This window comes from Actinomadura gamaensis, assembly GCF_042652125.1.
GTDB lineage: Bacteria > Actinomycetota > Actinomycetes > Streptosporangiales > Streptosporangiaceae > Spirillospora > Spirillospora gamaensis.
The window spans coordinates 503,709-525,821 of sequence record NZ_JBHSIT010000002.1 but is presented as its reverse complement, the minus strand read 5'-3'; the positions used below and the strand labels follow the sequence as shown (position 1 = coordinate 525,821).

The following is a 22,113-nucleotide window of genomic DNA, read 5'->3' as shown; positions in this document are numbered from 1 at the left end:
CTACGATTCGATGAGCGTCAAAGAATGGGGGGAACCGATGCCGCGCACGCTGCCCGAGCCGACGGTCGACTCGATCGACCTCACCGTCGTCCTGAGCGCGCTCGCCGACCCGGCCCGCCGCGCCCTGATGGCCGCGCTCTACGACGGCCCCGAGCCCATCGACTGCGCCCTGCTCAACGAGCGGCTGGACCTCGGCCTCAGCAACCCGACCATCTCGCACCACTACCGCGTGCTGCGCGAGGCCGGGCTCACCCGCACCGTCGCCGAGGGGCGCAAGCGCATCATTCGCGTCCGCCGGGACGACATGGAGGCCCGGTTCCCGGGCCTCCTGAAAGCCGTCCTCGAACCCGAACTCGCCCGAACCCCCTGAGCCGCGGCCCGCCCGCCAGACCCGGCGCTTCAGATCTCGCGCGTCAGATCTCGCGCATCAGATCTCGCGCGTCAGACTCCCGCCTCGGCGAGGCTGCGGCGCGACTCTCCCGCACGGCGCAGGTACACCGCCCACGTCAGGACGGTGCAGGCGACATAGAACGCGGCCAGGATCAGCAGCGCGGGAGTGATCCCGCCGGTCCGCTCGATGGAGATCCGGAACGCCTGCTGGATCAGGACGCCGCCCGCCGCGCCCACCGCCGAGATGATGCCGATCGCGGCGGCGGCCGTCCGGCGGGCCCGGGCCAGCGCGGCGGCCCGGTCCGGCGGGCCGTCCGCCAGCTCGCGCGCGCGGAAGATCGCGGGGATCATCTTGTAGGTCGAGCCGTTCCCGAGCCCCGTCGCCACGAACACGAACAGGAACGCGGTCAGGAACAGCGGCCACGACCCCGCCTTCGCCGCCTGCGCCACCGCCGCGACCCCCGCCCCCATCAGCAGGAACGTCACCACCGTGACGCGCGCGCCGCCGAACCGGTCGGCGAGCCAGCCGCCGAGCGGCCGCGCCAGCGACCCCGCGAGCGCCCCGAGCCAGATCACGTGCGCGCCGTTCACGTGCGGGAACTGGCTCTTGATCAGCACGCCGAACGTGAAGCTGTACCCGATGAACGACCCGAACGTCCCGACGTACAGCACCGACATCACGACCGTCTGCGGGTCCCGCGCCGACGCCGCCATCTCGCGCGGCGTGTACGACGAGGTCGCGTGCGCCAGGTTGTTCATCAGGAGGTAGGCGGCCACGGCCGCGAGCAGCACCAGCGGCATCCACACCCAGCCGACCGCCGCCAGCCCCGCCGCCACGATCAGCGGCGGCATCGCCAGCTGCGTCACCGACGTCCCGAGGTTGCCGCCCGCCGCGTTCAGCCCGAGCGGCAGGCCCTGGCGGTCCGCCGGGTAGAAGTGCGTGATGTTCGCCATCGACGAGGCGAAGTTCCCGCCGCCGAGGCCCGTCGCCGCCGCGACCAGCAGCAGCGCCCAGAACGGCAGGTCCGGATGGTGCACCGCGTACACGAACAGCCCGCACGGGACGAGCAGGAGCAGCGCGCTGGCCACCGTCCAGTTCCGCCCGCCGAACCGGGCCGGGGCGAAGGTGTAGGGCACCCGCATCGCCGCGCCGACCAGGTTCGGCAGCGTCGTCAGCCACAGCGTCTGCCCGACCGACAGCGCGAACCCGGCCGACTTCAGGTTCAGCACGGCGATGCTCCACAGCAGCCACACGCAGAACCCGAGGTGCTCGGTGACGATCGACACGGCCAGGTTCCGGGCCGCCACGCGCCGTCCGGTGGCCGCCCAGAACGCCGGGTCGTCCGGGTTCCAGTCCTCGATCCAGCGGCCCCGGCGGCGCACGGCCGGGGCCTCGTCGATCAGCGCCGTCATGACGTCTCCTCACGGTGTCCTCGATGCGACACCGCGAAGCTAGGAGCGCCGCGTTACGCGACGGCACGCACCGTGTACCCCGGTTGCTACAACGTGCGCACACACGTCACACACCGTTGTGAGCCCGCGCCCCGACCAACGGAGCGACCTACGCCGCGACTGCCGCGACCGCCGCGAGCCCCACGCCGCGACCTACCGTGAGCCCCACGCCGCGGCCTACGGTGGGACCTACGGCGCGACCTACGTGGGGCCTACGGCGCGGTGAGCGGCTCCGCGCGGAACGCCTCGTGCAGGAGGCCGACGAACTCGCGCGCGTCCGGCAGCGTGACGTCCCCGAGCCGGCGCACCTCCACACCCGGCGTCCAGGAGTTCATCACCACCGCCCCGGACAGGTCCCGCACGCTGCCGGGCGTCACCTCCCGGACGGCCTGCGGGACGCCCATCCGGTCCAGCTGGCGCCGCACGACGCCCATCGTCGTCCCGACCAGCATCGGCGCGTCGGGCCACACCACCGTCTCGCCGTCCCAGAACGCCAGGTTCCAGATCGTCGCCTCGGACAGGCGGCCCCGGCGGTCCACGAACGCCGCGTCGTCGAAGCCGTCCGCGACCGCCCGCCGCCGGTGGTACGTCTTCCCGACCTCGCCGACGTGCTTGAGCGCCGGCAGGTCGCGCTCGTGCTCGACCGTGCCGAACGCGAGCGGGCCGTCCGGGCCGTCCGACGGCGGACCGGTCCGCACCAGCACCGCCAGCCCGTGCGACGCGTCGGTGAACTCACCGGACGGCGAGTACACGGTCGCCGTCAACGACAGGTCGTCCGGCCCGGCCTCGATGCCCGCGCGCAGCAGCTCGCGGACGCGCTCGTCGGGCAGGGTCCGTCCGAAGAGCTCCAGCGACGCGGTCCGCAACCGCGCCAGATGCAGGTCCAGGCCCCGGAGCCCGCCCCCGCGCACCTGCATGGCGGTGAAATGCGCGTAACCGGCGAAGGCCAGCGGCCCCAGATCGGCGACGGTCGCGGGACGCCCGTCCCGGTGCACGACGAATTCGGCGGTGGCGGCACTCATCGGTCTCTCCCCCAGTCTCTCCGGCAGGACCACCAGCCTGCCGCGCCCCGCGGCCCGCACCCAGCCCCCTGCCCTGCCTACGCCCGGCAGTGTCAGGATCACCGTCCCGTCCTCGGATAATGGACGCCATGGAGGACGAACGCACCGGCAGCGCCCTCGGCGCGTTCCTGCGCAGCCGCCGCGCCCGCCTCACCCCCCGCGACGTCGGCCTCCCCGACACCGGACGGCACCGGCGCGTCCCCGGCCTGCGCCGCGAGGAGCTCGCCCAGCTCGCCGGCGTGTCGGTCGCCTACCTCACCCGGCTGGAGCAGGGCCGCGGCCCCAACGTGTCCGCCGAGGTCCTCGACGCGATCGCCCGGGCGCTGCGGCTCACCGCGAACGAGCACGCCCACCTGCGGCGGCTGGCCCGCAACCGCCCGTACGCCGGCGCGGGCGTGTCGGCGGGGCTCGGCGCTGACGGCACGTCCGACACGTTCGGTACGGGCGTCCGCGACGCGCTACGGCAACTGCTCGACGCGATGGAGACCGTCCCCGCCTACGTCACCGGCCCCTTCCTCGACCTGCTGGCCTGGAACCCGATGGCGACCGCCGTCTTCGGCGACTGGTCGCGGCTCCCGCCCCGCGAGCGGAACATCGCGCGGCTGGTCTTCCTCAGCCCCGGCCACCGCCGGCTCTTCACCGACCTCGGCACCCTCGCCGCCGACACCGTCGGCGCGCTGCGCCTGGACGCGGGCTGCTTCCCCGACCATCCGCGCCTGACCGGACTCGTCGCCGACCTCTCCGCCGCAAGCCCGGAATTCCGCGTCCTGTGGGCCCGCCACGACGTCAAGGAGCAGAGCCACGGCACCCGTCGGCTGCGCCACCCCGTGGCGGGCGACCTGGTCCTCGCGTTCGAGTCGTTCCGGCTCGCCGACGACTCCGACCAGTGCCTGACCACCTTCCACACCCCGCCGGACGCCCCGGACGTCCTGCGAGTGCTCGCCCCCGGCCCTGCCTCGCGGCCGGCGAACGGTCAGCGCGACGACGCCGCGTGGGACGGATCCGGCGAAGGCGTCCCCTCGGGCGACCGGCGCGGCTGACGCACCCGCCGCCTCGCCTGCGGACGCGGCGACGGGTCGGGCTCCGGCCACACCGGCGAACGCCCCGACGAGCGCAGCACCGCCTCCCACGCGTCCTCGCGCCCCGCGTCCCCTCGGCCCGCGTCCCCGCGGGCTTCTCCGCGCGCGCCATCCCGGACGGCCGCCAGCGGCAGATGCGGCACCCCCCAGTGCCACGCCGACACCAGCAGCCCGGGATCTTTCGGACGGTAGTCCGCCCCCATCGCGCGGGCCAGATCCCACGCGTGCAGATGCCACTCCACGCAGGCCGCGCCCACGTGGTCGCCGACCGTGTACTTGGTACCCCGGTACACCAGGTGCGTTCGGTCCCACATGTCGGGCATCAGGTCGGCGTACGCGCCCGCCGACACCGTGAACGACGTGATCCGTCCCGGCCCCGGCTCCGGAGGCAGCACCGCCAGCTCGGCCGCGTTCTGCCGCGCCTGCTGCCGGATCAGCACCGCGGCCGCCGCGTCCTGCGCGAAGAGCTTCGCCAGCCGGCTGTCCGGCGCGTCCTGCAGGTACTCCAGGTAGCTCTCGGCCACGCAGCGCAGATGGCCGGCCAGGTCCAGCGCCTGCCACTCGGTGCAGGGGGTCGGCGCCGACCAGTCGGTCACCCGCGCCGCCAGGTCGCGGATCGCCCGGACGCCGTCCTGATAGCACTCCAGGACCCGTTCCCGGTCCGGCGGCGTGCGCTCCACCTGCATTCCCCCCGCGTTCGCGAAAGCCCCCCGTGCTCCGGTGGCTGCCCGTTCCGGCCGGACGGGCCCGCCCCCCGGCGAAGCCACCCGGCGCTCCCCGAGAGGGGAGGATTTCAAAGTTCGCTCTCCGGTGCCACTCCGCTTCGCTGTGTCGTCGGCTTAGTGCGCGTCAAAAGCTCACCTCCCCGCCGGCGTCCCTGCCCGCCCGACCGAGCGGGCAGGGAAAAGCCAACGGCCGAGAACGAGCGTACGTCCCGGACGCGCCCCCCGCCTTCCACCCCGCCTCCCCGGCGCGCCGCCCCCGCACCGTCCCGGCGCGCTGTCCGCACGTCGGATGCGGCGCGCCGCCGGCGCGTGGTTGCCGAGCGCCGCCGGCGCGTGGTTGCCGAGCGCGCCGCCGGCGCGTGGTTGCGTCGCGCTGTTCACGCGTGGTTGCAGAGCGCCGCCCGCGCCCGCGCATCATCGCGGAGCGCTGTACGCGCGCCTGGCGACGTGCCGCCCGCGTCTCGTTGCCGAGCGTGCCGGCTGCGCGTGGTTGCCGAGCGTGCCGGACGCGTGTGGTTGTGGCGGCAGGGATACGTGGTTGCGGCGCGTTGGTCAGGCGGCGGGTGGAGCGTTGGGCGCGTGTGGGCGCGGGCGTTAGGAGACGGCTACGCCGCGGCCCGCGCGGTAGCTCAGCCGGTGCGCCTCGCGGGCGGTGCGGAGGCGGTCGATCTCGTCGGTCCACGGGCGGACGCTCCACCGGGCGCGGGCCTTGCGGGCGGCGATCTCGGCGGCGCGGCGGGCGGCGCCGTCCCCCTCGGGGGCGTAGGTCTTCGGGCCCATCTCGACCCGCTCGGCGGCCTGCGCGGCCTCGATCGCGGCGGTCAGGGCGCGGTCGAACGCGATCTCCAGCGCCTTCACCTCGTCCGCCGGACGGCCCTCGCCCTGGGCGGCGCGCAGTTCGGCCTCGGCGGCCCGCGCGGCGGCGAGCCGGTCCCGGTAGGAGCCGGCCAGGCCGCGGTCGGCCTCCATCCGGGCGGCGACGTCCTTGCTGATCCGGCGACCCAGCGGCATGTGGTGCTCCTCGAACCTCGTGCTCGTGCGTGTGCGTCGTGCTCGTCCGGTCCTGCGGCGATCTTCGTGACCGGTCCGGGGCCAGCGTACGCTCGGAACACGCCGGTTGTGACCCCGGACACCCGGATTCCCGCCTTTACGCAGTAAGGTGAGCCCCGTCGCCGTCCAGCCCCCGTGATCAGGAGGGACCGTCCATGGTCCGGCAGCCGAGCATCAACGCGCAGAACCGCCCGCCGCTCACCACCGACCGGATCATCGAGTCCGCGCTGCGCATCGTGGACGGCCAGGGCCTGGCCCGGCTCACCATGCGCCGCCTCGGCGACGCGCTGGAGGTGGAGGCCATGGCGATCTACCACCACCTCCCCCGCGGCAAGGAGCAGCTGCTCGACCACCTCGTCGCGCACGTCGGGGCGATGCCCGCGCCCGACCCCGGCGGCGCGGGCTGGCGGGAGAGCCTCACCGCCTGGGCGCGCGGCTACCGGGCCCGGCTGCTCGACCACGCGGGCGTCCTGCCGCTGCTGGTCACCCACCGCAACCCGGCCGCGCTCGCGGGCACGATCGCCTCGCTGCGCGAGCATCTGCGGCTCGGCGGCGTCCCCGAGCAGACCGCGGCGGTCGCCGCGCACAGCCTGCTCGCCTACGTCATCGGGCACGTCGCGCTGGAGGTCCGCGACACCCGCGGGGACGTCCGCGCCGAACCGGGCGAACCGCCCGTGGACTGGGACGCCCGCTTCGCCGCGGGCCTGACCCTCGTCCTCGCCGGGGTCAACCCCGGCTGACCCGCCCCGCGCGCAACCGCACCCGCACCGCCACTGACCACCCGCGCACACACCCCCGCCCCCGCACCTGCCCGGGCACGCGGCCCTCGCACGCGCCCAGGCACGCGCCGCGCTCGCGCCCGGGCACGCGCTTGCGCCCCGCATGCGCCCAGGCACCCGCCCCCCGCACGCACCCCCGCGCGCATCGCACCCCCGCACGCACCCCCGCACGCACCCACGCACGCGTCCCCGCGCGCGCCCGGGCACGCGTCCCCGCGACCGCACCGGCCGGGCGCGCGCTCCTGCTCGCGCCAGGCACGCGGCTCGCTCGTGTCAGGGATCGGGTGCGTTGTCCTTGCTTGAGGGTGGTGTTGCGTCAGTCCTCTACGACCAGCATCTCCAGGGTGCGCGGGCCGTGCGGCGGGACGTCCTCGGACGGCGCGACGGGCGGTCCGCTGAGCCACGTCTGCGGCACCGCCGGGTCGAGCCGCCGCACCGCCTCCGGCACCGCGCCCACGATCTGGTCGGCGTGCACGACGCACAGGTGCCGGTCCGGGACGAGCGTCAGCGCCCGGCGGCCCTGCGCGCGCCCGCCGTCCAGGACGACCGTCCCGGTGCGGGCCACCGCGACCGCGCAGCCGGTCACCACGCCGTCCACGCCCGCCAGCGCCGGGACGTCCAGGACCGCCGAGTCGGCCAGCGCCCGCACCCCGTCCAGCTCGGCGAGCCAGCCGTACGGCAGGTCGGCCGGGACGACGATCCGCTTGGCCTCCCAGCCCCACAGGACCGCCGCCACCGCCGTCGCCAGCTCGTCCCCGCCCACGTGCCGGACGGCCACGCCGAGCGCCGCGACACGCTCGGTGAACAGCGCGACGACGTCCGCGCGCGAGGCAGCCTCCGGGCCGGTCAGGCGGGTGAGGTAGCCGCGCGGCACGGGCACCGGCGTCCGGCGGGGCGGGCCGAGCGCGCCGCGCACCCGCCGCAGCACCTCGTCGCGCGCGCTCATCCGGTCCTCCGCCGGGCCGCCTCCCGCCGCCGCCACCATGCCCGGAAGCTCTCGGCGGGCGGCGCGGCCAGGTCGCGCGCCTCGGTCCAGCGGCCGAGCAGGCCGGGCAGCCGCCGGATCCGGCCGCCGCGCGACAGGAGCCGCGCCCACCGCGCCCCGCGGCCGGCCGCCGCCTCGAACCGGCGCGCGTCGGCCATCGTCCAGGCGACGCCGCGCATCACGGCCAGCTCCGGCGTCGGCACCGGCCGGTGGCGGCGCGCGTCCACGACCTCGCCGCGCAGGTGCACCAGCAGCCCCGGCAGGTCGATCTTCACCGGGCACACGTCCGCGCAGGCCCCGCACAGCGTGGACGCGAACGGCAGCGACGCCTCGGGAGCCCGCTCCACGCCGCGCGCCAGCGGCGTCCAGATCGCGCCGATGGGCCCCGGCACGCCCGTCCCGCGGGGATCGAACGGCCGGTCCCCCACCCGCTCGTACACCGGGCACACCGCCGAGCAGGCGCCGCAGCCGATGCAGCGCAGCGCCTCGCGGCCGACCTCGTCGCCGAGGATGCGGGTCCGGCCGTTGTCGACCAGCACCACGTGGACCTCGCCCGGGCCGTCCGCCGGGACCGCGCCCGTCCACGCCGACACCTGCGGGCTGAGCCGGTCGCCGCGGGACGCGCGCGGCAGGAGCTGGAGGAGCACCTCCATGTCCTCCCACGCCGGGACGAGCCGGTCCAGCCCCGCGACGCAGACGAGCGTCTCCGGCAGCGTCAGGCACGCGCGGGCCGCGCCGCCCGACTCCAGCAGCAGGACGGTCCCGGTCTCGGCGACCAGGAAGTCGGCGGGCGCGACGGCGACGCGCGCCGCCCGCACCCGGTCGCGCCCCTCCGGCCCGGACGCGTCGTGCGCGACGACGCCCCGCGCCGCGAGCGCGCGGTCCAGCCCGATCTCGCGCAGGACGCTCCCGTCCGCGACCGCGACCTCGCCGTCCCCCGCGTCCCGGACGAGCGAGGCGGCGATCCGGCGCGCGGCGGACGCGTCGCGCGCCCAGTGCACGGTGCCGCCCGCGTCCGCGACGGCCCGCTCGAACGTCTCCAGATGGGCGCCGAGGTCGAGGAGCGCCCGGTCGCGGATCGCCGCGCCCGCCTCCCGCAGCCGCTCCCAGTCGGACGCCTCGGCGATCGCGGCCGCCGTCCGCTTCCGCGTGGCCGCGGCCGACTCGGCGAGGTCGTGGCGCGCGCCCGCGTCCGCCAGCGCCTCCCGCGCGGCGTCCGCGAATCTCGGCACGGCCGGTGCCCCGTCCGTCCGCCGGCGCTTGGCCGCGCCTCGCTGCTGGCCGTTGACCAGCCCCAGCAGCGTCCCGAGGCCGAACCCTTCGGGGCCCCGCGGCCCCGGGCCGGGATCCGGTCCGTCCCCGCCGGATGTCATCGGGCCTCCCCCGTGGACGCCAGGATCTCCGCCAGATGCGCCACGCGCACGCCCGCGCGCAGCCGCGACAAGGCCCCTCCGACGTGGGCGAGGCAGGCGTTGTCCAGGGCGCAGACGACGTCCGCGCCCGTGTCGCGCACATGCCGGACCTTGTCGGCCACCATCGCGACCGACACGTCGGCGTTCTTGACCGCGAACGCGCCGCCGAACCCGCAGCACTCGTCCGCGGCGGGGAGCTCGACCAGCTCCAGGTCCTTGACCGCGCGCAGCAGGCGCAACGGCCGGTCCCCCACGCCGAGCGCGCGGACCGAGTGGCAGGTCGGCTGGTAGGTCACCCGGTGCGGGAACCGCGCGCCGACGTCGGTGACGCCCAGGACGTCCACCAGGAACTCGGTCAGCTCGTGGACCTCCAGCCCCGCTGCCGCGCGCTCCAGCCCGGCGTCCCCCGCGGCGCGCGCGATGCTCCGGTAGGACGAGCGGACCGCCGCCGCGCAGGACGCCGACGGCGTCACGACCGTCCCCGCTCCGGAGAAGACCTCGGCGAACCGCCGCGCGAGACCCGCCGCCTCGCGCCGGTAGCCGGTCGTCCAGTGCAGCTGGCCGCAGCACGTCTGCCCCGGCGGGAACACCACCTCGTGGCCCAGCCGCTCCAGCAGGGACGTCACCGCTCGGCCGGTGCCCGGGAACATCGTGTCGTCGACGCAGGCGACGAACAGCGCCACGCGCATCGGGCCTCACCTCCCCAGGGGTCGGTCCCTGCCACAAGAGGCAATCGTAGGGCTCCGGCCCCCGCGCGCCGGGGCGAAACGATCGCATCGCGGAGACGGGCCCGCGGCCGGTCCCGGACAGCGCTCGGACGAACCGGGAGGAACTTTATGCATCGGACGGCGTGTCGTACTTTCCCCGTGACCTCGGCGCGGGCACGCTGATCACCTGCACCCGGGAGTGAGGGCGATCACACCCGGACGGTACGGAAGTACCACCGGACAATCGTCCCTTCGGGCTATGGCAGCCCGGGGTCGAACCGTTCCACACTCGGATGCGTCGTAATGAACGAGCACGCCCATCGAGTACCTGAGACCGGAGGCACGCCGATGTGCCCACACCAGCCGCACTGTCCCACCTCCGACGGACCCGACCGCGACGCCGCGCGGACCGTGGCCACCCACCCCGAACAGGGGTGGAGCCTGCTGTGCAACGGCGTCGTGGTCTTCGAGGACACCGGTGAACTGCTCCCCGACGGCGAGGTCGTCGCCCCGCACCGCCCGACCGACCTCGGTCTCGACGCGGTCGCCTGACCGGTCTCGCACGGGGGACTAGTCCGAACGGGTGATCTTCCTCGGGGGGTCGGTGACCCACCGGACGCTCCGGGCCCCGCCCGGAGCCCGCACGACGAAGCACGAGCCCCGGCCGATCCGCCGGGGCTCCCTGATGTCCGGGCCCGCACGCGTCAGCGCGCCGCGTCACGCGGCGCGTCCGCCCCGCCTGGCCGCACGAGTCAGTGCGGCGCGTCCGCCCAGCCCGGCCGCACGCGTCAGCGCGGCGCGTCCGCCCAGCCCGGCCACACGCGTCAGCGCGGCACGTCCGCCCAGCGGCGCAGCCACGGCCCGACCGCCGCGCCCACCGCGCCGGGATTCCGGTTCAGGTCGTGCCGCTCCCCCGGCAGGACGACCACCTCGGCGGCGTCCTCGGCGTCCGGGACGCCGAACGGATCGCGGTCGCCGTTCACGACCAGCACCGGCACCCCGGCGCCGCGCAGCTCCTCGACCCGCGACTTCTCCGGCTTGCCGGGCGGATGCAGCGGGAACGCCAGCGCCACCACGCCGGCCGCCCCCGCGTCCCGGGCCGTCCGGCAGGCGACCCGCGCGCCGTTGCTGCGCCCGCCCTGGACGAGCGGCACGTCCCCGAACCGGTCGCGCAGCAGCTTGACGATCTCCAGCCACGCCTCGTCCTGCTTCACCGCCGAGCCGGGCGCGCGCCGTCCGGCCTTGCGGAACGGCTGGAGCACCCGCGCCACCGCCCCGCCGAGCCCGAGCGCCGCCTCCCGGACGGCCAGCAGGTCCGGCGCGTCCACCCCGCCGTTCGAGCCGTGCGTCAGCACCAGCAGGAACGCCGCCCCCTCCCCCGGGTCCGGCTCGTCCACCGTCACCTCGGCGGGTCCGTGCGCCGTCACGATCTCCATGTCGCTCACCGTAGTGGTACGCCCACGCCGGCGCGCCCCCGGGTCCCGGCGCCACCCTGCCGGCCGCCTCCAGCCGTCGAGATACCGGCCGCAGGCGCCACACCCAGGCGGTCAGCGCCGCGCCGCAGCGTTCAGGCGCCGCGTCCCAGGCGTCGGACTCTCGGCGTTCAGGCGCCGCGCCGCAGGCGTCCACGCGCCGCGCGCAGGCGTTTCGGCCCCTCGGCGTACAGGCGTCGGCTCCTCGGCGTACAGGTGCCGCGTCCCAGGCGTTCACGCGTCGCGCGCAGGCGTCGGCTCCTCGGCGTTCAGGCGTTGCGCCGCAGGCGTCCACGCGCCGCGCGCAGGCGTTTCGGCCCCTCGGCGTACAGGCGTCGGCTCCTCGGCGTACAGGTGCCGCGTCCCAGGCGTTCACGCGTCGCGCGCAGGCGTCGGCTCCTCGGCGTTCAGGCGTTGCGCCGCAGGCGTGAGGCCCCTTAGGTGCAGGCGTCGGGGGCTATGCGTCGGGCCAGCCGGGTGGGAGGGCCGCGGTGGGGCCCATCGCCAGGCGCAGGCGCTCGGCGAAGCTCTCGTGCAGCAGCGGGCCCCAGGCGTAGTCCGACGGGACGCGCACCGCGCGGCCGATCACCTCGTGCGACTCGCCGGGCCGCCGGTCGGCGGGCTCGGCGGCGTACCGGACGGCCAGCAGCGCGTACATGTGGTCCAGCGCGCCGAACGCCTCGCCCGCGAGCGCGGGGAGCGTGCCCTCGGCGACGGACTGCTCCAGCAGCGGCTCCCACCACAGCTCGGCCGGGTCGTCGCCCTCGTCGGAGGCGAACTCGCGCCGCAGCCGCGCCCGCACCTGCGGGGCGATCGCCGAGTCCGTGAGCCCGCGGCGCCAGGCGTCGCGGGCCTCGCCGTCCCGGCCGCGCAGCGGCAGCGTCCGGGCGAGCAGCTCGGTGGCGAGCGGGCCCACCTCGGCGTCGGCGTGCTCCCCCGCGACGCCCAGCGCCGCGCCGAACGCGCCGATGGCCTGGTCGAGGCAGGCGATGCCGAGCGCGACGGCGAGCCGCGAGTGCGCGTGCGGCGCGGACGCCCGGTCGATGAGCTTCAGCCCGGCGGTCAGGATCCGCTGCGCGCGGGCCGGTTCGCCGCGCTCCAGCAGCCGCTGCGCGAGGTCGTGCGCGGCGAGCGGCCCGTACTCGCGGTCGCCGGTCGCGACGGTCTCCTCCCAGTGCTCGCGGGCGCGGTCGAAGTCGCCCGCGTCGTCGGCGAGGCGGGCGAGCGCCAGGTGCGCGGGCGGGAGGTAGGCCGGGTTCCCGAAGTCGACCACGATCCGCCAGGCGGGTTCGGCCTCGTCGCGCTCGCCCGCGCGCTCGTGCGTGAGCGCGAGGTGGTAGGCGGCGCGCGCGCCGTACTCGGCGTCGCCGGTGGCGATCGCGGCGCGGTCGGCCTCGCGCGCCCCCGCGACGTCGCCCGAGTCGTCCAGGACGACCGCGAGGCCGAGCGCGGCGCGGGCCCGCAGCGGGGTGTCGCCGAGCGCCAGCACCTCCCCGAACAGCGCCGCCGCGCGGTCGGACTCGCCGTCCTCCGCGAGCCGCCGGGCCCGCTCGCACAACTCGGCCGCCCGCGCGGCCGCGGCCCCGGCGGGATCCGCGGCCGGCTCTCCGGCCGGCCCTCCGGCCGACGCTGCCTCGACCGGCTGTCCGGGCGTGTCGCTCATGATCGTCTATGCCCTCTGGGGATGGGGGTTCGGCGTGCCGAGCCTAGCGATCCGGCCGCCCGGCGTCCCACCCCGACACACCCGAATCTGATCATGTACCGCGGCGACCGCCTTTACATTGTAGATCACCAACGGAGACGGGAAGGGGCCCGCCCCGGAGCGTCCCGGGACGGGCCCCTCGCGTGCCGGGCGGGTCAGTCCTCGAACGCCTCCGGCGGCGGGCAGGAGCAGACCAGGTTCCGGTCGCCGTACGCCTGGTCGATGCGGCGGACGGGCGGCCAGTACTTGCCCTCGCGCAGCGACGGCAGCGGGTAGGCGGCCCGCTCGCGCGGGTAGGCGTGCTTCCAGTCCTCGGTGACGAGGCAGTCGGCGGTGTGCGGCGCGTTCTTCAGCGGGTTGTCCTCCGCGTCGAGCGTGCCGTCCGCGACGGCCTGGATCTCGCGGCGGATCTCGACCATCGCGTCCACGAACCGGTCGAGCTCGGCGAGGTCCTCGCTCTCGGTCGGCTCGATCATCAGCGTCCCGGCGACCGGGAACGCCAGCGTCGGCGCGTGGAAGCCGTAGTCGATCAGCCGCTTGGCGACGTCCTCGGCGGTGATCCCGGTCTCCTTGGTGATCTTGCGGAGGTCGGCGATGCACTCGTGCGCGACCAGGCCGTCCCGGCCGGTGTAGAGGATCGGGAAGTGCGGGGCGAGCTTGGCCGCCAGGTAGTTCGCGGCGATGATCGCGCCCTCGGTCGCCGCGCGCAGGCCGTCCGGGCCCATCATGGCGATGTAGGCCCAGGAGATCGGCAGGATGCCCGCCGAACCCCACGGCGCCGCCGAGATCGGCCCGACGCCCGTCTCCTGCGGCCCGGCCTCGGCGCGCAGCGGGTGGGACGGCAAGAACGGCGCCAGGTGCTCGCGGACGCCGACCGGACCGACGCCCGGACCGCCGCCGCCGTGCGGGATGCAGAAGGTCTTGTGCAGGTTCAGGTGCGACACGTCCGAGCCGAACTCGCCGGGCCGGGCCAGGCCGACCAGCGCGTTCAGGTTCGCGCCGTCCACGTAGACCTGGCCGCCCGCGTCGTGCACGGCCTTGCAGACATCGGTGATCGTCTCCTCGAAGACGCCGTGCGTGGACGGGTAGGTCACCATGATCGCGGCGAGCGCGTCGCCGTGCTTGTCGATCTTGGCGTGCAGGTCGTCCACGTCGATGTTGCCGCCGTCGTCGCACTTGACGACCACGACCTTCATCCCGGCCATCACCGCGGACGCGGCGTTGGTGCCGTGCGCCGAGGACGGGATCAGGCAGACGTTCCGGTGGGCCTCGCCGCGCGAGGCGTGGTAGCCGCGGATCGCCAGCAGCCCGGCCAGCTCGCCCTGCGAACCGGCGTTCGGCTGCACCGACACCCGGGCGTACCCGGTGATCTCGGCCAGCCAGCCCTCCAGCTCTCCGATCAGCTCCACGTATCCGGCGGCCTGGTCGATCGGCGCGAACGGGTGGATGTTCGCGAACTCCGGCCAGGTAATCGGCTCCATCTCGGTCGTCGCGTTCAGCTTCATCGTGCAGGAGCCGAGCGGGATCATGGACCGGTCGAGCGCGATGTCCTTGTCCTGGAGGCGGCGCAGGTAGCGCAGCATCGCGGTCTCGGAGCGGTGCGCGTGGAACACCGGGTGCGTCAGGTACGGGCTCTCGCGGCGGACGAACTCCAGCGCGTCCCCGGCCGGAACGCCCTCGACGCCCTCGACGCCGAACGCGCGCCACACCGCCGCGACGTGCTCGCCGGTGGTGGTCTCGTCGCAGGCGATCCCGACGTGGTCGGCGTCGGCGAGCCGCAGGTTCACGCCCTGCGCCCGCGCGGCCGCGACGACCTCGGCGGCGCGGCCCGGCACGCGCGCGAACACGGTGTCGAAGAAGTGCTCGTGGACGACCTCGACGCCGCCCGCGCGCAGCCCGGCCGCCAGCCGCACCGCGTGCCCGTGCGCGCGCTGCGCGATCGCGGCGAGCCCCTCCGGGCCGTGGTAGACCGCGTACATGCTCGCCATCACCGCGAGGAGCACCTGCGCGGTGCAGATGTTGCTGGTGGCCTTCTCGCGCCGGATGTGCTGCTCGCGGGTCTGGAGCGCCAGCCGGTAGGCGGGCCTGCCGTCGACGTCCACCGACACGCCGACCAGGCGGCCCGGAAGCTGCCGCTGGATGCCCTCGCGGACGGCCATGTACCCCGCGTGCGGGCCGCCGAAGCCGAACGGGACGCCGAACCGCTGCGCCGAGCCGACCACGATGTCCGCGCCGCTCTCCCCCGGCGGGCGCAGCAGGGTCAGCGCGAGCAGGTCGGCGGCGACGACGGCCTGCATGTCGCGGGCGTGCGCGGCGTCCACCAGCGGCGTCAGGTCGCGGACGGCCCCGGACGCGCCCGGGTACTGCACCAGCACGCCGAAGAAGTCGCCCTCGGGCAGCCCGCCCGACAGGTCGGCGGTGACGACCTCGATCCCCAGCGGGACGGCCCGGGTGCGGATCACCTCGATCGTCTGCGGCAGCGCGTCGGCGTCCACGAGGAACGCGCCCGGCTCCTTGCGCCGGCCCACCCGGTGCGCCAGCGCCATCGCCTCGGCGGCGGCGGTGCCCTCGTCCAGCATGGAGGCGTTCGCGACCGGCAGCCCGGTCAGGTCGCCGACCACGGTCTGGAAGTTGAGCAGCGCCTCGAGCCGGCCCTGCGAGATCTCCGGCTGGTACGGCGTGTAGGCGGTGTACCAGCCCGGGTTCTCCAGCACGTTGCGCAGGATCACGCCCGGCGTGTGGGTGCCGTGGTAGCCCAGCCCGATCATGGACGTCAGCACGGTGTTCTTGTCCGCCAGCTCGCGCAGCCGGGCCAGCGCCGCGGGCTCCGACAGCGCGGGCGGCAGCGCCAGCGGGCGGGACGTGCGGATCCCCGCCGGGACCGCCTCGTCGATCAGGGCGTCGGCGCCGGAGTAGCCGATCGCCGCGAGCATCCGGGACCGCTCGTCGCCGGCCGGGCCGATGTGCCGGTCGGCGAACGCCGACCGCGGGGTCTGTGGCGAGGCCACGGGAGCGAAGTACTGGGCGGTCATTGGGGAGAGCCTCCTGGGCTGCGAAAGCGGTCGCTCAGGGCGTCCCCGGCCGTCGGCCGGTGACACGGTCTCCCCCTCTGTCGTGGCACCTGAGAGCTTCCCCCGCGCGGGCGCGCGGGATTTCCCCTTCGGTGAGGCGGCCCGCCTCCGTTTCCGGGGACGCGCGCGCCTGCTTTCCAGAGGTGCCTCGTCTGAGCGGTCCTTTTGCCTGAGAGGTTCCGGGGAGGGTTGCCCCTTCGGCGTCCCACGCTGGCGGCGTGGAATCTCTCCCGCACAGGGTCAGCGGCGTTTCCTTTGGGAACTCTATCCAACACCGGGCACGATCGAACGCGGCGGTCCCACCGTCACCGGCCCGGAGCCCCGGCGGCGCGCGGCGGCCCGCCCGGCCGGCCCGCGGGGCCGCCCGGCGTGGCGGAAGCGACCCCTCCCCCGCCGCGGCCGCCGGAGAAAGTACGATATTCGCAGCTCACGGTCAGGGGACCCGGAAACCGCGGGGGCGCGGGGCGACGACGGAACGGCGGTGCGGCGTGACGCGGACCCAGGACGGCGCGGCGCGGACCGGCCGTGCCCAGGCCGGGCACGTCCCGGCCGCGACCGCGCCGCGTCCCGCCGTCCCCGGTGACCCGGAGCCCGCCGCGGCACCGGCGATCCCGGTCGAGGAACCGCCGTGGCCCGGCCGGATCCGCCGGTCCGGCGACGCGATCCGCTTCCTCACCTCGGTCGCCGGCCTCGCCGCCGTCATGCTGCTGGTGACCATCGCCCAGCAGACCACGCACGGCCTCCAGACCGACATCGTCGAGGGCACCGCGCACGCGCCGCGGTGGCTGCTGTCGCTGGCGACGCTGGCGTCCAGCTTCGGGGTGCTGGCCGTCCCGGTCGCGTTCGCGGTCGAACGGCTGTTCCACCGGGACGGGTCGCGGGTGGCGATCGCGGTGCTCGCCGCGATGATCACCTTCGGGCTGACCGTGGCGGTGGACGACTGGGTCGTCCCCGCCGCGCCGAGCGGCCTGCTGGACGCGCTGATCTGGGGCAGCTCCGGCACCGCCGTGGTGCACACCGACATCGCGCCGGTGATCGCGTTCGTCGCGGCGGTCGGGATGGCCGGACGCTCCCGCTGGCAGCTCACCGCCTGGACCATGATCGTCCTGGCCGCGCTCACCGGCCTCACCGCGTCCTACGCCTCGGTGTCGGCGCTCGCGGCCACCTACTTCCTCGGCGAGGCGATCGGCCACGGCACGCTGTACGCGGTCGGCACGCCGAACCCGCGCCCGCCCGGCACGGCGGTGGTGGCGGCGCTCACCCGGCTCGGGCTGCGTCCGGTCGGCGCCCGGCGGCTCGTCACGGCCGCCGACGAGCCGCGCCGGTACGCGGTGGAGATCGCCCCCGGCCCGGACGGCGCGCCGCGCGACGGCGCGGGCCGCCCGCTCCCCCGCGGTCGCTGGCAGCTCCAGGTGAACGTGCTCGACCGCGACCAGCAGACGGCCGGGCTCGTGTACCGGCTGTGGCGGCTGGTGCGGCTGCGCGCGGGCAGCGGCCGCCGCCCGCTGCGCTCCCTGCGCCGCGCCCTGGAGCAGGAGTCGCTGATGGCCTACGCGGCGTCCGCGGCGGACGTCCGCACCCCGCGCCTCACCGGCGCCTGCGAGGTCGGCACCGAGGCGGCGCTGCTCGCCTACGAGCACGTCCCCGGACGGCGGCTCGACGAGCTGACCGACGAGGAGATCGACGACGCGCTCCTCACCGACGTCTGGCACCAGTTCGCCCGCCTCCAGGCCGCCCGGCTCGCGCACCGCCTCCTGGAGGGCCACGCGATCCTCGTCAGCATCTCCGAACCGTCCGGACCGGCCGGACCGGCCGGACCGGCCGGCGGCGCGGACGCCGAGGCCGGGGCGGGCGGTCGCTCGGGCGTGAGCGCCGACCTCACGGCGGGCGGCGGCACGAACGGCGGTGGCGCGAACGGCGCCGACGCGGACGGCAGCGCGGACGGCGGCGCGGACGGCGGCGCGGACGGTGGCCGGGACGGCGGCCGGGACGGCGGCGCGGACGGCGAGGCGGGTCACGGACCTGAGACCGCGCCCGAGGCCGGGCAGGACGGTCCCGAAGGGCGCCTCGCGCACATCGTGGACTTGGGCGTAGGCGAGATCGCCGCGGGCGACCTGGCGCTGCGCCTGGACCGTGCCCAGCTCCTCACGACCCTCGCGCTGCGGGTCGGCGCGGAGCGGGCCGTCGCGACCGCCGCGCCCGTGCTGGGCGAGGGCGCGCTCGCCGCCGCCGTCCCGCTCCTCCAGCGGGTCGCGCTGACCCGGGCCACCCGCACCGCGCTCCGGCACGACAAGCACCTGCTCACCCGCATCCGCGAGCAGATCCTGAAGCTGGAGCCCGAGGCCGAGACCGAACCCGTCCGGCTGGAGCGCTTCCGTCCCCGGACCATCGTCAGCATCGTCGCGCTGACGTTCGCCGCCTACATCGTCATCCCGCAGCTCACCAGCGTGAACCTGGACCAGATCGGCGAGCGGGCGAACGTCTGGTGGGCGGCGCTCGGCGCGCTCGCCTCCGCGGTCACCTACGTCGCGGCGGCGCTGATGCTCATCGGGTTCGTCCCGGAGCGGCTGCGGCTGTGGCGGACGATCCTGGTGCAGGTCGCCGCGTCCTTCGTGAAGCTCGTCGCGCCCGCCGCCGTCACCGGCGTCGCGCTCAACACGCGCTACCTGCAGAAGGCCGGGATCCGCTCGGGCCCGGCGGTGGCCAGCGTCGGCGCGTCCCAGCTGATGGGCATGGTCGTCCACATCCTGATGCTGGTGGTCTTCGGGTTCATCTCCGGCTCCACGCAGACCGCCACCCGCGACCTCGCGCCGTCCCGGACGATCGTCATCGTGCTGCTGATGCTCGCGATCCCGGTCGCGGTGGCCCTCGCCATCCCGCGCGTGCGGCGGTTCGTGACCGCGCGGCTGCGGTCGATGTTCTCGGGGGTGCTGCCGCGGCTGGTCGACGTCCTCCAGTCGCCGCGCAAGCTCGCCACGAGCCTCGGCGGCACGCTGCTGCTGACCGCCGGGTTCGTGGTCTGCCTGGACGCCTCCATCCGCGCGTTCGGCGGCGACCTGCCCTGGACGGCCGTGGTCGTGGTGTTCCTGACCGGCAACGCGCTCGGCTCGGCCGCGCCGACGCCCGGCGGCCTGGGCGCGGTCGAGGGGGCGCTGACGCTGGCGCTTACGATCTCCGGGCTGCCCGCCGAGACCGCGACCTCGGCGGTGCTGCTGTTCCGCCTGCTGACGTTCTGGCTGCCGGTGCTGCCCGGCTGGGCGGCCTTCGCCTACCTCCAGCGCAAGGAGGCGATCTGAGCGGCGCCCCTCACGGCGTCCGCGAAGCCTGCGAGGGGCAACTGCGAAGGGCAACTGCGACCAAGGGCTGCGAGAGGCCCTGAGAGGTCCTGCGAAGTCTGCGAGAGGGGGTCGGGGGTGACCGCTCGGGGGTCGGACGTCGGGCGCCGGGGCGGCCCGGGAAGGACGATCGGGGGTCAGCCGGTGCGGCGGGCGCGGCGGCGGTGGGCGAGTTCGTCGTGGGGGTGCGCGTCGTCGTCCTCGCCGGTGTCCGCGCGTTCGGCGGGCAGCTCCGCCAGGCTGCCCTCCACCTCCTGCCACACCCGGCCGAGCGCGATGCCGAAGACGCCCTGCCCGCCCTGGAGCAGGTCGACGACCTCGTCGGCCGAGGTGCACTCGTAGACGCTCACACCGTCGCTCATGAGGGTGATCTGGGCGAGGTCCTCGACGCCGCGGTCGCGCAGGTGGGTCACCGCCGTGCGGATCTGCTGGAGCGAGACCCCGGTGTCGAGGAGGCGTTTGACGACCTTCAGCACCAGGATGTCGCGGAACCCGTACAGCCGCTGGCTGCCCGAGCCCTGCGCCGCGCGCACGCTCGGAGTGACCAGGCCGGTGCGCGCCCAGTAGTCGAGCTGACGGTAGGTGATCCCCGCGGCGGCGCACGCCGTGGGGCCCCGGTAGCCGACGTCCTCCGGCGGGGCCGAGACCCTGGTCTCGAAGAGCAGGCCCTGCTCTCCGGCGCGCTGGGACGCCACGCGCCTGTCAGGGGTCGCCTTGCCCTCGCCGCTGCTCACCGCCACGCGGACCTCCGGCTTCTGTCAGCCCGCGGGGTTTCGTCAAGGGGGTTTGACGAATGACACCACGGGTGTTCCACCAGCACGGTAGGTGCCGGTCAGGGTGTGGTCAACGTTCGTCGTCGGCGCGTCGCCTACCCGGATGAACCGGCTTCACGTGGGCAAACTGCGCACCTCCGCTCTCACCGCACTCCTACCCACGTCCCCCCGGTGCGGAAACGGGCAGGTCCGGCCGGTGCGAGAACATCCGGGCAGCCGCATGACCTCGCACGTCACCCGGCGTGACCGTTTCGTCCCCGCCCCGATGATCACTTTCGTCACGTTCCGTGCCCGCCGCGCGCCACGCCGAAGATTTCTCCGGAGAACGCGAGCGGACGGGCGTGTCAAAACCCGCGGCCCCGCGCCGCAAAGCTCGAATACCGGACGGCGCAGTGACCGGACGGCGCAGGGGGCGGGCGCCTCGACGGGCGGGCGGCGGCGGGCCGTGGGGCGGTCAGCCGGCGCGGCCGAAGTCCTCGGGGGTGATCGTGTCGAGGAACTCGCGGAACTTCTCGACCTCGTCCTCCTGCTCGTCCGGGATCGCGACACCCGCCTCCTCGAGGATGTCCTCGGCGGCGAAGATCGTCGCGCCGGTGCGCAGCGCGAGCGCGATCGAGTCCGACGGGCGGGCGCTGACCTCGACCCCGTTGGAGAAGACGAGGTCGGCGAAGAAGATCCCGTCGCGCAGGGCGGTGATGTTCACCGTCCGCAGCTGCACGCTCAGCGCGTCCAGGACGTCCCGGAACAGGTCGTGGGTGAGCGGGCGCGCCGGCAGCACCCCCTGCTGGGCGAAGGCGATCGCGGTCGCTTCGACCGCCCCGATCCAGATGGGCAGGTACCGATCGCCCTCGGTCTCCTTCAACAGGACGATCGGCTGATTGGAGGGCATCTCGACCCGGACGCCGACGACCTCCATCTGCTTCACTGCGGCTCCCTGCTGGTCCTCGCGGCCTCGGTCTGGTCTCGTCCGGACCGGCTGCCCGCCGACCCCTGTAGCCAACGTACACCCGGCCCGCGCCGACGTGGCCGGGCGACGGGCGGGCAAATCACGCCACACCCGGCTCGCCGCCCGTATCGGACGGCGTTCCCCCGGGGCGCGGCCGTGGTCACGGATCCAGGCTCTCCCGCACACCGGCCGACACCAGGGCGGCGTGCAGCCGGATCGACAGCTCGGCGATCTGGCGCGCCGTGGCGGCGGCCTCCTCGTGCGCGCCGGGGCTGCGCCGGCGCAGTTGCGGCGCGACGAGTTGCTCGATCAGCCCGACCTGGCGGTCGGCCGCGGCCTTGACCGCGCGCAGGTTGCGGGCCTCGAACCCGAACGCGCCGAGCGCGGCGGCGGCCCGCGCGACGGCCAGCGCGTCGCCGTCGTAGTGCGTCCCGGACCGGCGGACGAGCCCGTACTCCTCCAGCTGGGCCAGCAGCGCCTCGGTGATCGACGCCCCGTCGATCAGCTGGCGGCGGGTGAGCCGGACCTCGGCGGCGGACCCCGCGCCCGCGTCGGCCGCGACCAGCGTGCGGGGACGGCGCGCACCGTCCGCGGCGCGCCCTTCGGCGGACCGCCCGTCCGGCGACCGCCCGTCCAGGAATCGTCCGTCCAGGGACCGGCCGTCGTTGGCGCGGGCGTCCGCGTGCCGGGCGTCCGCGGAGCGGCCGTCCTGGGGGCGTCCGGTGACGGCGCGGCCGTCCGGAGAGGGCCGTCCGTCGGACGCGTCGCCCGCGCGCGGCTCCGGGGCCGCCGGGTGGCGGGTGCCCAGGGGCGGTGGCGACTCGCCGCGGTCCAGCGCCTCCAGGTGCTGCCGGATGACCCGCAGCGGGAGGTAGTGGTCGCGCTGGGCGGTCAGCACGAACCGCAGCCGCGCCACGTCGGCGTCACCGAACTTGCGGTAACCCGACGGGCTGCGCTGCGGTTCGACCAGCCCCTCCGCCTCCAGGAAGCGGATCTTGGAGATCGTGATGTCCGGGAACTCGGCCCGGAGCAGCCCGAGAACGTCCCCGATCGTCATCAGGGCCCGGGCGGCCTGCGCGCTCATCGCCCTCCCATCGTCGCCGCCTCCCGCCTGCCGTTGCCCGTACCCGCGCCGCGCGCCGCCCGCCGTCCGGGCGGGACGCGCCGGCTCCCC

General features: G+C 75.6%; 18 protein-coding genes and 2 riboswitches. Of the genes, 5 read left to right on the top strand and 13 right to left on the bottom strand.

Annotated features, from left to right (window positions below; translation table 11 throughout):
- The first annotated feature begins 10 nt into the window (after nucleotides 1-10).
- Nucleotides 11-370 (top strand): ArsR/SmtB family transcription factor, encoded by a 360-nt coding sequence (locus tag ACFPCY_RS08245; protein ID WP_378253042.1) that lies wholly within the window; start codon nucleotides 11-13, stop codon nucleotides 368-370.
- A 71-nt stretch (nucleotides 371-441) separates the two neighbouring features.
- On the opposite strand, the gene ACFPCY_RS08240 is transcribed toward ACFPCY_RS08245, so the two are convergent.
- A complete protein-coding gene (locus tag ACFPCY_RS08240; RefSeq protein ID WP_378253041.1) occupies nucleotides 442-1,803 on the bottom strand; it encodes an MFS transporter in 1,362 nt (453 codons plus the stop codon).
- 251 nt (nucleotides 1,804-2,054) lie between these two features.
- Nucleotides 2,055-2,864 carry an aminotransferase class IV family protein gene (locus tag ACFPCY_RS08235; RefSeq protein WP_378253040.1) on the bottom strand — a complete coding sequence of 270 codons (810 nt, stop codon included), beginning with the start codon at nucleotides 2,862-2,864 and terminating at the stop codon, nucleotides 2,055-2,057.
- 128 nt (nucleotides 2,865-2,992) lie between these two features.
- On the opposite strand from ACFPCY_RS08235, the gene ACFPCY_RS08230 reads away from it, so the two are divergent.
- Complete coding sequence (locus ACFPCY_RS08230; RefSeq protein WP_378253039.1) at nucleotides 2,993-3,943, top strand: helix-turn-helix domain-containing protein; 951 nt, start codon at nucleotides 2,993-2,995, stop codon at nucleotides 3,941-3,943.
- Here the strand turns inward: ACFPCY_RS08230 and ACFPCY_RS08225 are convergent.
- Both ACFPCY_RS08225 and ACFPCY_RS08220 read right to left on the bottom strand, forming a co-directional pair.
- A complete protein-coding gene (locus ACFPCY_RS08225) occupies nucleotides 3,877-4,662 on the bottom strand; it encodes a maleylpyruvate isomerase N-terminal domain-containing protein (RefSeq protein WP_378253038.1) in 786 nt (261 codons plus the stop codon). The two genes, ACFPCY_RS08230 and ACFPCY_RS08225, sit on opposite strands and share 67 nt — an antisense overlap.
- Nucleotides 4,663-5,301: 639 nt before the next feature.
- The gene (locus ACFPCY_RS08220; protein ID WP_378253037.1) at nucleotides 5,302-5,718 is read right to left on the bottom strand and encodes a plectin; all 417 of its coding nucleotides are present in this window, start codon (nucleotides 5,716-5,718) and stop codon (nucleotides 5,302-5,304) included.
- Nucleotides 5,719-5,912: 194 nt separating this feature from the next.
- On the opposite strand from ACFPCY_RS08220, the gene ACFPCY_RS08215 reads away from it, so the two are divergent.
- Nucleotides 5,913-6,497 (top strand): TetR/AcrR family transcriptional regulator, encoded by a 585-nt coding sequence (locus tag ACFPCY_RS08215; RefSeq protein WP_378253036.1) that lies wholly within the window; start codon nucleotides 5,913-5,915, stop codon nucleotides 6,495-6,497.
- Between the two features lie 355 nt (nucleotides 6,498-6,852).
- Here ACFPCY_RS08215 and ACFPCY_RS08210 read toward each other — a convergent pair whose 3' ends face one another.
- Genes ACFPCY_RS08210 through ACFPCY_RS08200 form a run of 3 tightly spaced genes read right to left on the bottom strand, consistent with a single transcriptional unit; the run spans nucleotide 6,853 to nucleotide 9,622 of the window.
- A complete protein-coding gene (locus ACFPCY_RS08210; protein WP_378253035.1) occupies nucleotides 6,853-7,482 on the bottom strand; it encodes a LutC/YkgG family protein in 630 nt (209 codons plus the stop codon).
- A complete protein-coding gene (locus ACFPCY_RS08205; protein ID WP_378253034.1) occupies nucleotides 7,479-8,894 on the bottom strand; it encodes an LUD domain-containing protein in 1,416 nt (471 codons plus the stop codon). Before ACFPCY_RS08205 ends, ACFPCY_RS08210 begins: the two co-directional genes overlap by 4 nt.
- Complete coding sequence (locus ACFPCY_RS08200) at nucleotides 8,891-9,622, bottom strand: (Fe-S)-binding protein (protein ID WP_378253033.1); 732 nt, start codon at nucleotides 9,620-9,622, stop codon at nucleotides 8,891-8,893. The genes ACFPCY_RS08205 and ACFPCY_RS08200 overlap by 4 nt, the downstream gene beginning before the upstream one ends.
- A gap of 366 nt (nucleotides 9,623-9,988) precedes the next feature.
- Here ACFPCY_RS08200 and ACFPCY_RS08195 point away from each other — a divergent pair, with 366 nt between their 5' ends.
- Nucleotides 9,989-10,192, top strand: a complete 204-nt coding sequence (locus ACFPCY_RS08195; protein ID WP_378253032.1) for a DUF5999 family protein — start codon at nucleotides 9,989-9,991, stop codon at nucleotides 10,190-10,192.
- A 272-nt stretch (nucleotides 10,193-10,464) separates the two neighbouring features.
- Here ACFPCY_RS08195 and ACFPCY_RS08190 read toward each other — a convergent pair whose 3' ends face one another.
- The 3 genes from ACFPCY_RS08190 to gcvP all read right to left on the bottom strand — a co-directional run bounded on the left by ACFPCY_RS08190 (nucleotide 10,465) and on the right by gcvP (nucleotide 15,846).
- Nucleotides 10,465-11,076 (bottom strand): alpha/beta hydrolase family protein, encoded by a 612-nt coding sequence (locus tag ACFPCY_RS08190; RefSeq protein WP_378253031.1) that lies wholly within the window; start codon nucleotides 11,074-11,076, stop codon nucleotides 10,465-10,467.
- 493 nt (nucleotides 11,077-11,569) lie between these two features.
- Nucleotides 11,570-12,775, bottom strand: coding sequence for a tetratricopeptide repeat protein (locus ACFPCY_RS08185; protein WP_378253030.1), 1,206 nt, complete (start codon nucleotides 12,773-12,775; stop codon nucleotides 11,570-11,572).
- A 194-nt stretch (nucleotides 12,776-12,969) separates the two neighbouring features.
- Nucleotides 12,970-15,846, bottom strand: a complete 2,877-nt coding sequence (gcvP, locus tag ACFPCY_RS08180) for an aminomethyl-transferring glycine dehydrogenase (protein ID WP_378253029.1) — start codon at nucleotides 15,844-15,846, stop codon at nucleotides 12,970-12,972.
- A 67-nt stretch (nucleotides 15,847-15,913) separates the two neighbouring features.
- Nucleotides 15,914-16,032, bottom strand: a riboswitch (glycine riboswitch).
- Nucleotides 16,033-16,128, bottom strand: a riboswitch (glycine riboswitch).
- 245 nt (nucleotides 16,129-16,373) lie between these two features.
- Here gcvP and ACFPCY_RS08175 point away from each other — a divergent pair.
- Nucleotides 16,374-19,181, top strand: coding sequence for a flippase-like domain-containing protein (locus tag ACFPCY_RS08175; RefSeq protein ID WP_378253028.1), 2,808 nt, complete (start codon nucleotides 16,374-16,376; stop codon nucleotides 19,179-19,181).
- Nucleotides 19,182-19,357: 176 nt separating this feature from the next.
- On the opposite strand, the gene ACFPCY_RS08170 is transcribed toward ACFPCY_RS08175, so the two are convergent.
- The 3 genes from ACFPCY_RS08170 to ftsR form a co-directional block, all read right to left on the bottom strand.
- Nucleotides 19,358-19,960, bottom strand: coding sequence for a MerR family transcriptional regulator (locus tag ACFPCY_RS08170; RefSeq protein WP_378253027.1), 603 nt, complete (start codon nucleotides 19,958-19,960; stop codon nucleotides 19,358-19,360).
- A gap of 487 nt (nucleotides 19,961-20,447) precedes the next feature.
- The gene (locus ACFPCY_RS08165; protein ID WP_026416580.1) at nucleotides 20,448-20,918 is read right to left on the bottom strand and encodes a bifunctional nuclease family protein; all 471 of its coding nucleotides are present in this window, start codon (nucleotides 20,916-20,918) and stop codon (nucleotides 20,448-20,450) included.
- Between the two features lie 181 nt (nucleotides 20,919-21,099).
- On the bottom strand, nucleotides 21,100-22,023 hold the full coding sequence (gene ftsR / locus ACFPCY_RS08160; RefSeq protein WP_378253026.1) for a transcriptional regulator FtsR: 924 nt from the start codon (nucleotides 22,021-22,023) through the stop codon (nucleotides 21,100-21,102).
- Nucleotides 22,024-22,113: the final 90 nt, after the last annotated feature.

Bases quoted from the DNA above. Each gene is read 5' to 3' on its own strand.
- ACFPCY_RS08245 (WP_378253042.1), top strand. From the start codon at position 11: ATGAGCGTCAAAGAATGGGGGGAACCGATGCCGCGCACGCTGCCCGAG.
- ACFPCY_RS08240 (WP_378253041.1), bottom strand. From the start codon at position 1,803: ATGACGGCGCTGATCGACGAGGCCCCGGCCGTGCGCCGCCGGGGCCGC.
- ACFPCY_RS08235 (WP_378253040.1), bottom strand. From the start codon at position 2,864: ATGAGTGCCGCCACCGCCGAATTCGTCGTGCACCGGGACGGGCGTCCC.
- ACFPCY_RS08230 (WP_378253039.1), top strand. From the start codon at position 2,993: ATGGAGGACGAACGCACCGGCAGCGCCCTCGGCGCGTTCCTGCGCAGC.
- ACFPCY_RS08220 (WP_378253037.1), bottom strand. From the start codon at position 5,718: ATGCCGCTGGGTCGCCGGATCAGCAAGGACGTCGCCGCCCGGATGGAG.
- ACFPCY_RS08215 (WP_378253036.1), top strand. From the start codon at position 5,913: ATGGTCCGGCAGCCGAGCATCAACGCGCAGAACCGCCCGCCGCTCACC.
- ACFPCY_RS08210 (WP_378253035.1), bottom strand. From the start codon at position 7,482: ATGAGCGCGCGCGACGAGGTGCTGCGGCGGGTGCGCGGCGCGCTCGGC.
- ACFPCY_RS08205 (WP_378253034.1), bottom strand. From the start codon at position 8,894: ATGACATCCGGCGGGGACGGACCGGATCCCGGCCCGGGGCCGCGGGGC.
- ACFPCY_RS08200 (WP_378253033.1), bottom strand. From the start codon at position 9,622: ATGCGCGTGGCGCTGTTCGTCGCCTGCGTCGACGACACGATGTTCCCG.
- ACFPCY_RS08195 (WP_378253032.1), top strand. From the start codon at position 9,989: ATGTGCCCACACCAGCCGCACTGTCCCACCTCCGACGGACCCGACCGC.
- ACFPCY_RS08190 (WP_378253031.1), bottom strand. From the start codon at position 11,076: ATGGAGATCGTGACGGCGCACGGACCCGCCGAGGTGACGGTGGACGAG.
- ACFPCY_RS08185 (WP_378253030.1), bottom strand. From the start codon at position 12,775: ATGAGCGACACGCCCGGACAGCCGGTCGAGGCAGCGTCGGCCGGAGGG.
- gcvP (WP_378253029.1), bottom strand. From the start codon at position 15,846: ATGACCGCCCAGTACTTCGCTCCCGTGGCCTCGCCACAGACCCCGCGG.
- ftsR (WP_378253026.1), bottom strand. From the start codon at position 22,023: ATGAGCGCGCAGGCCGCCCGGGCCCTGATGACGATCGGGGACGTTCTC.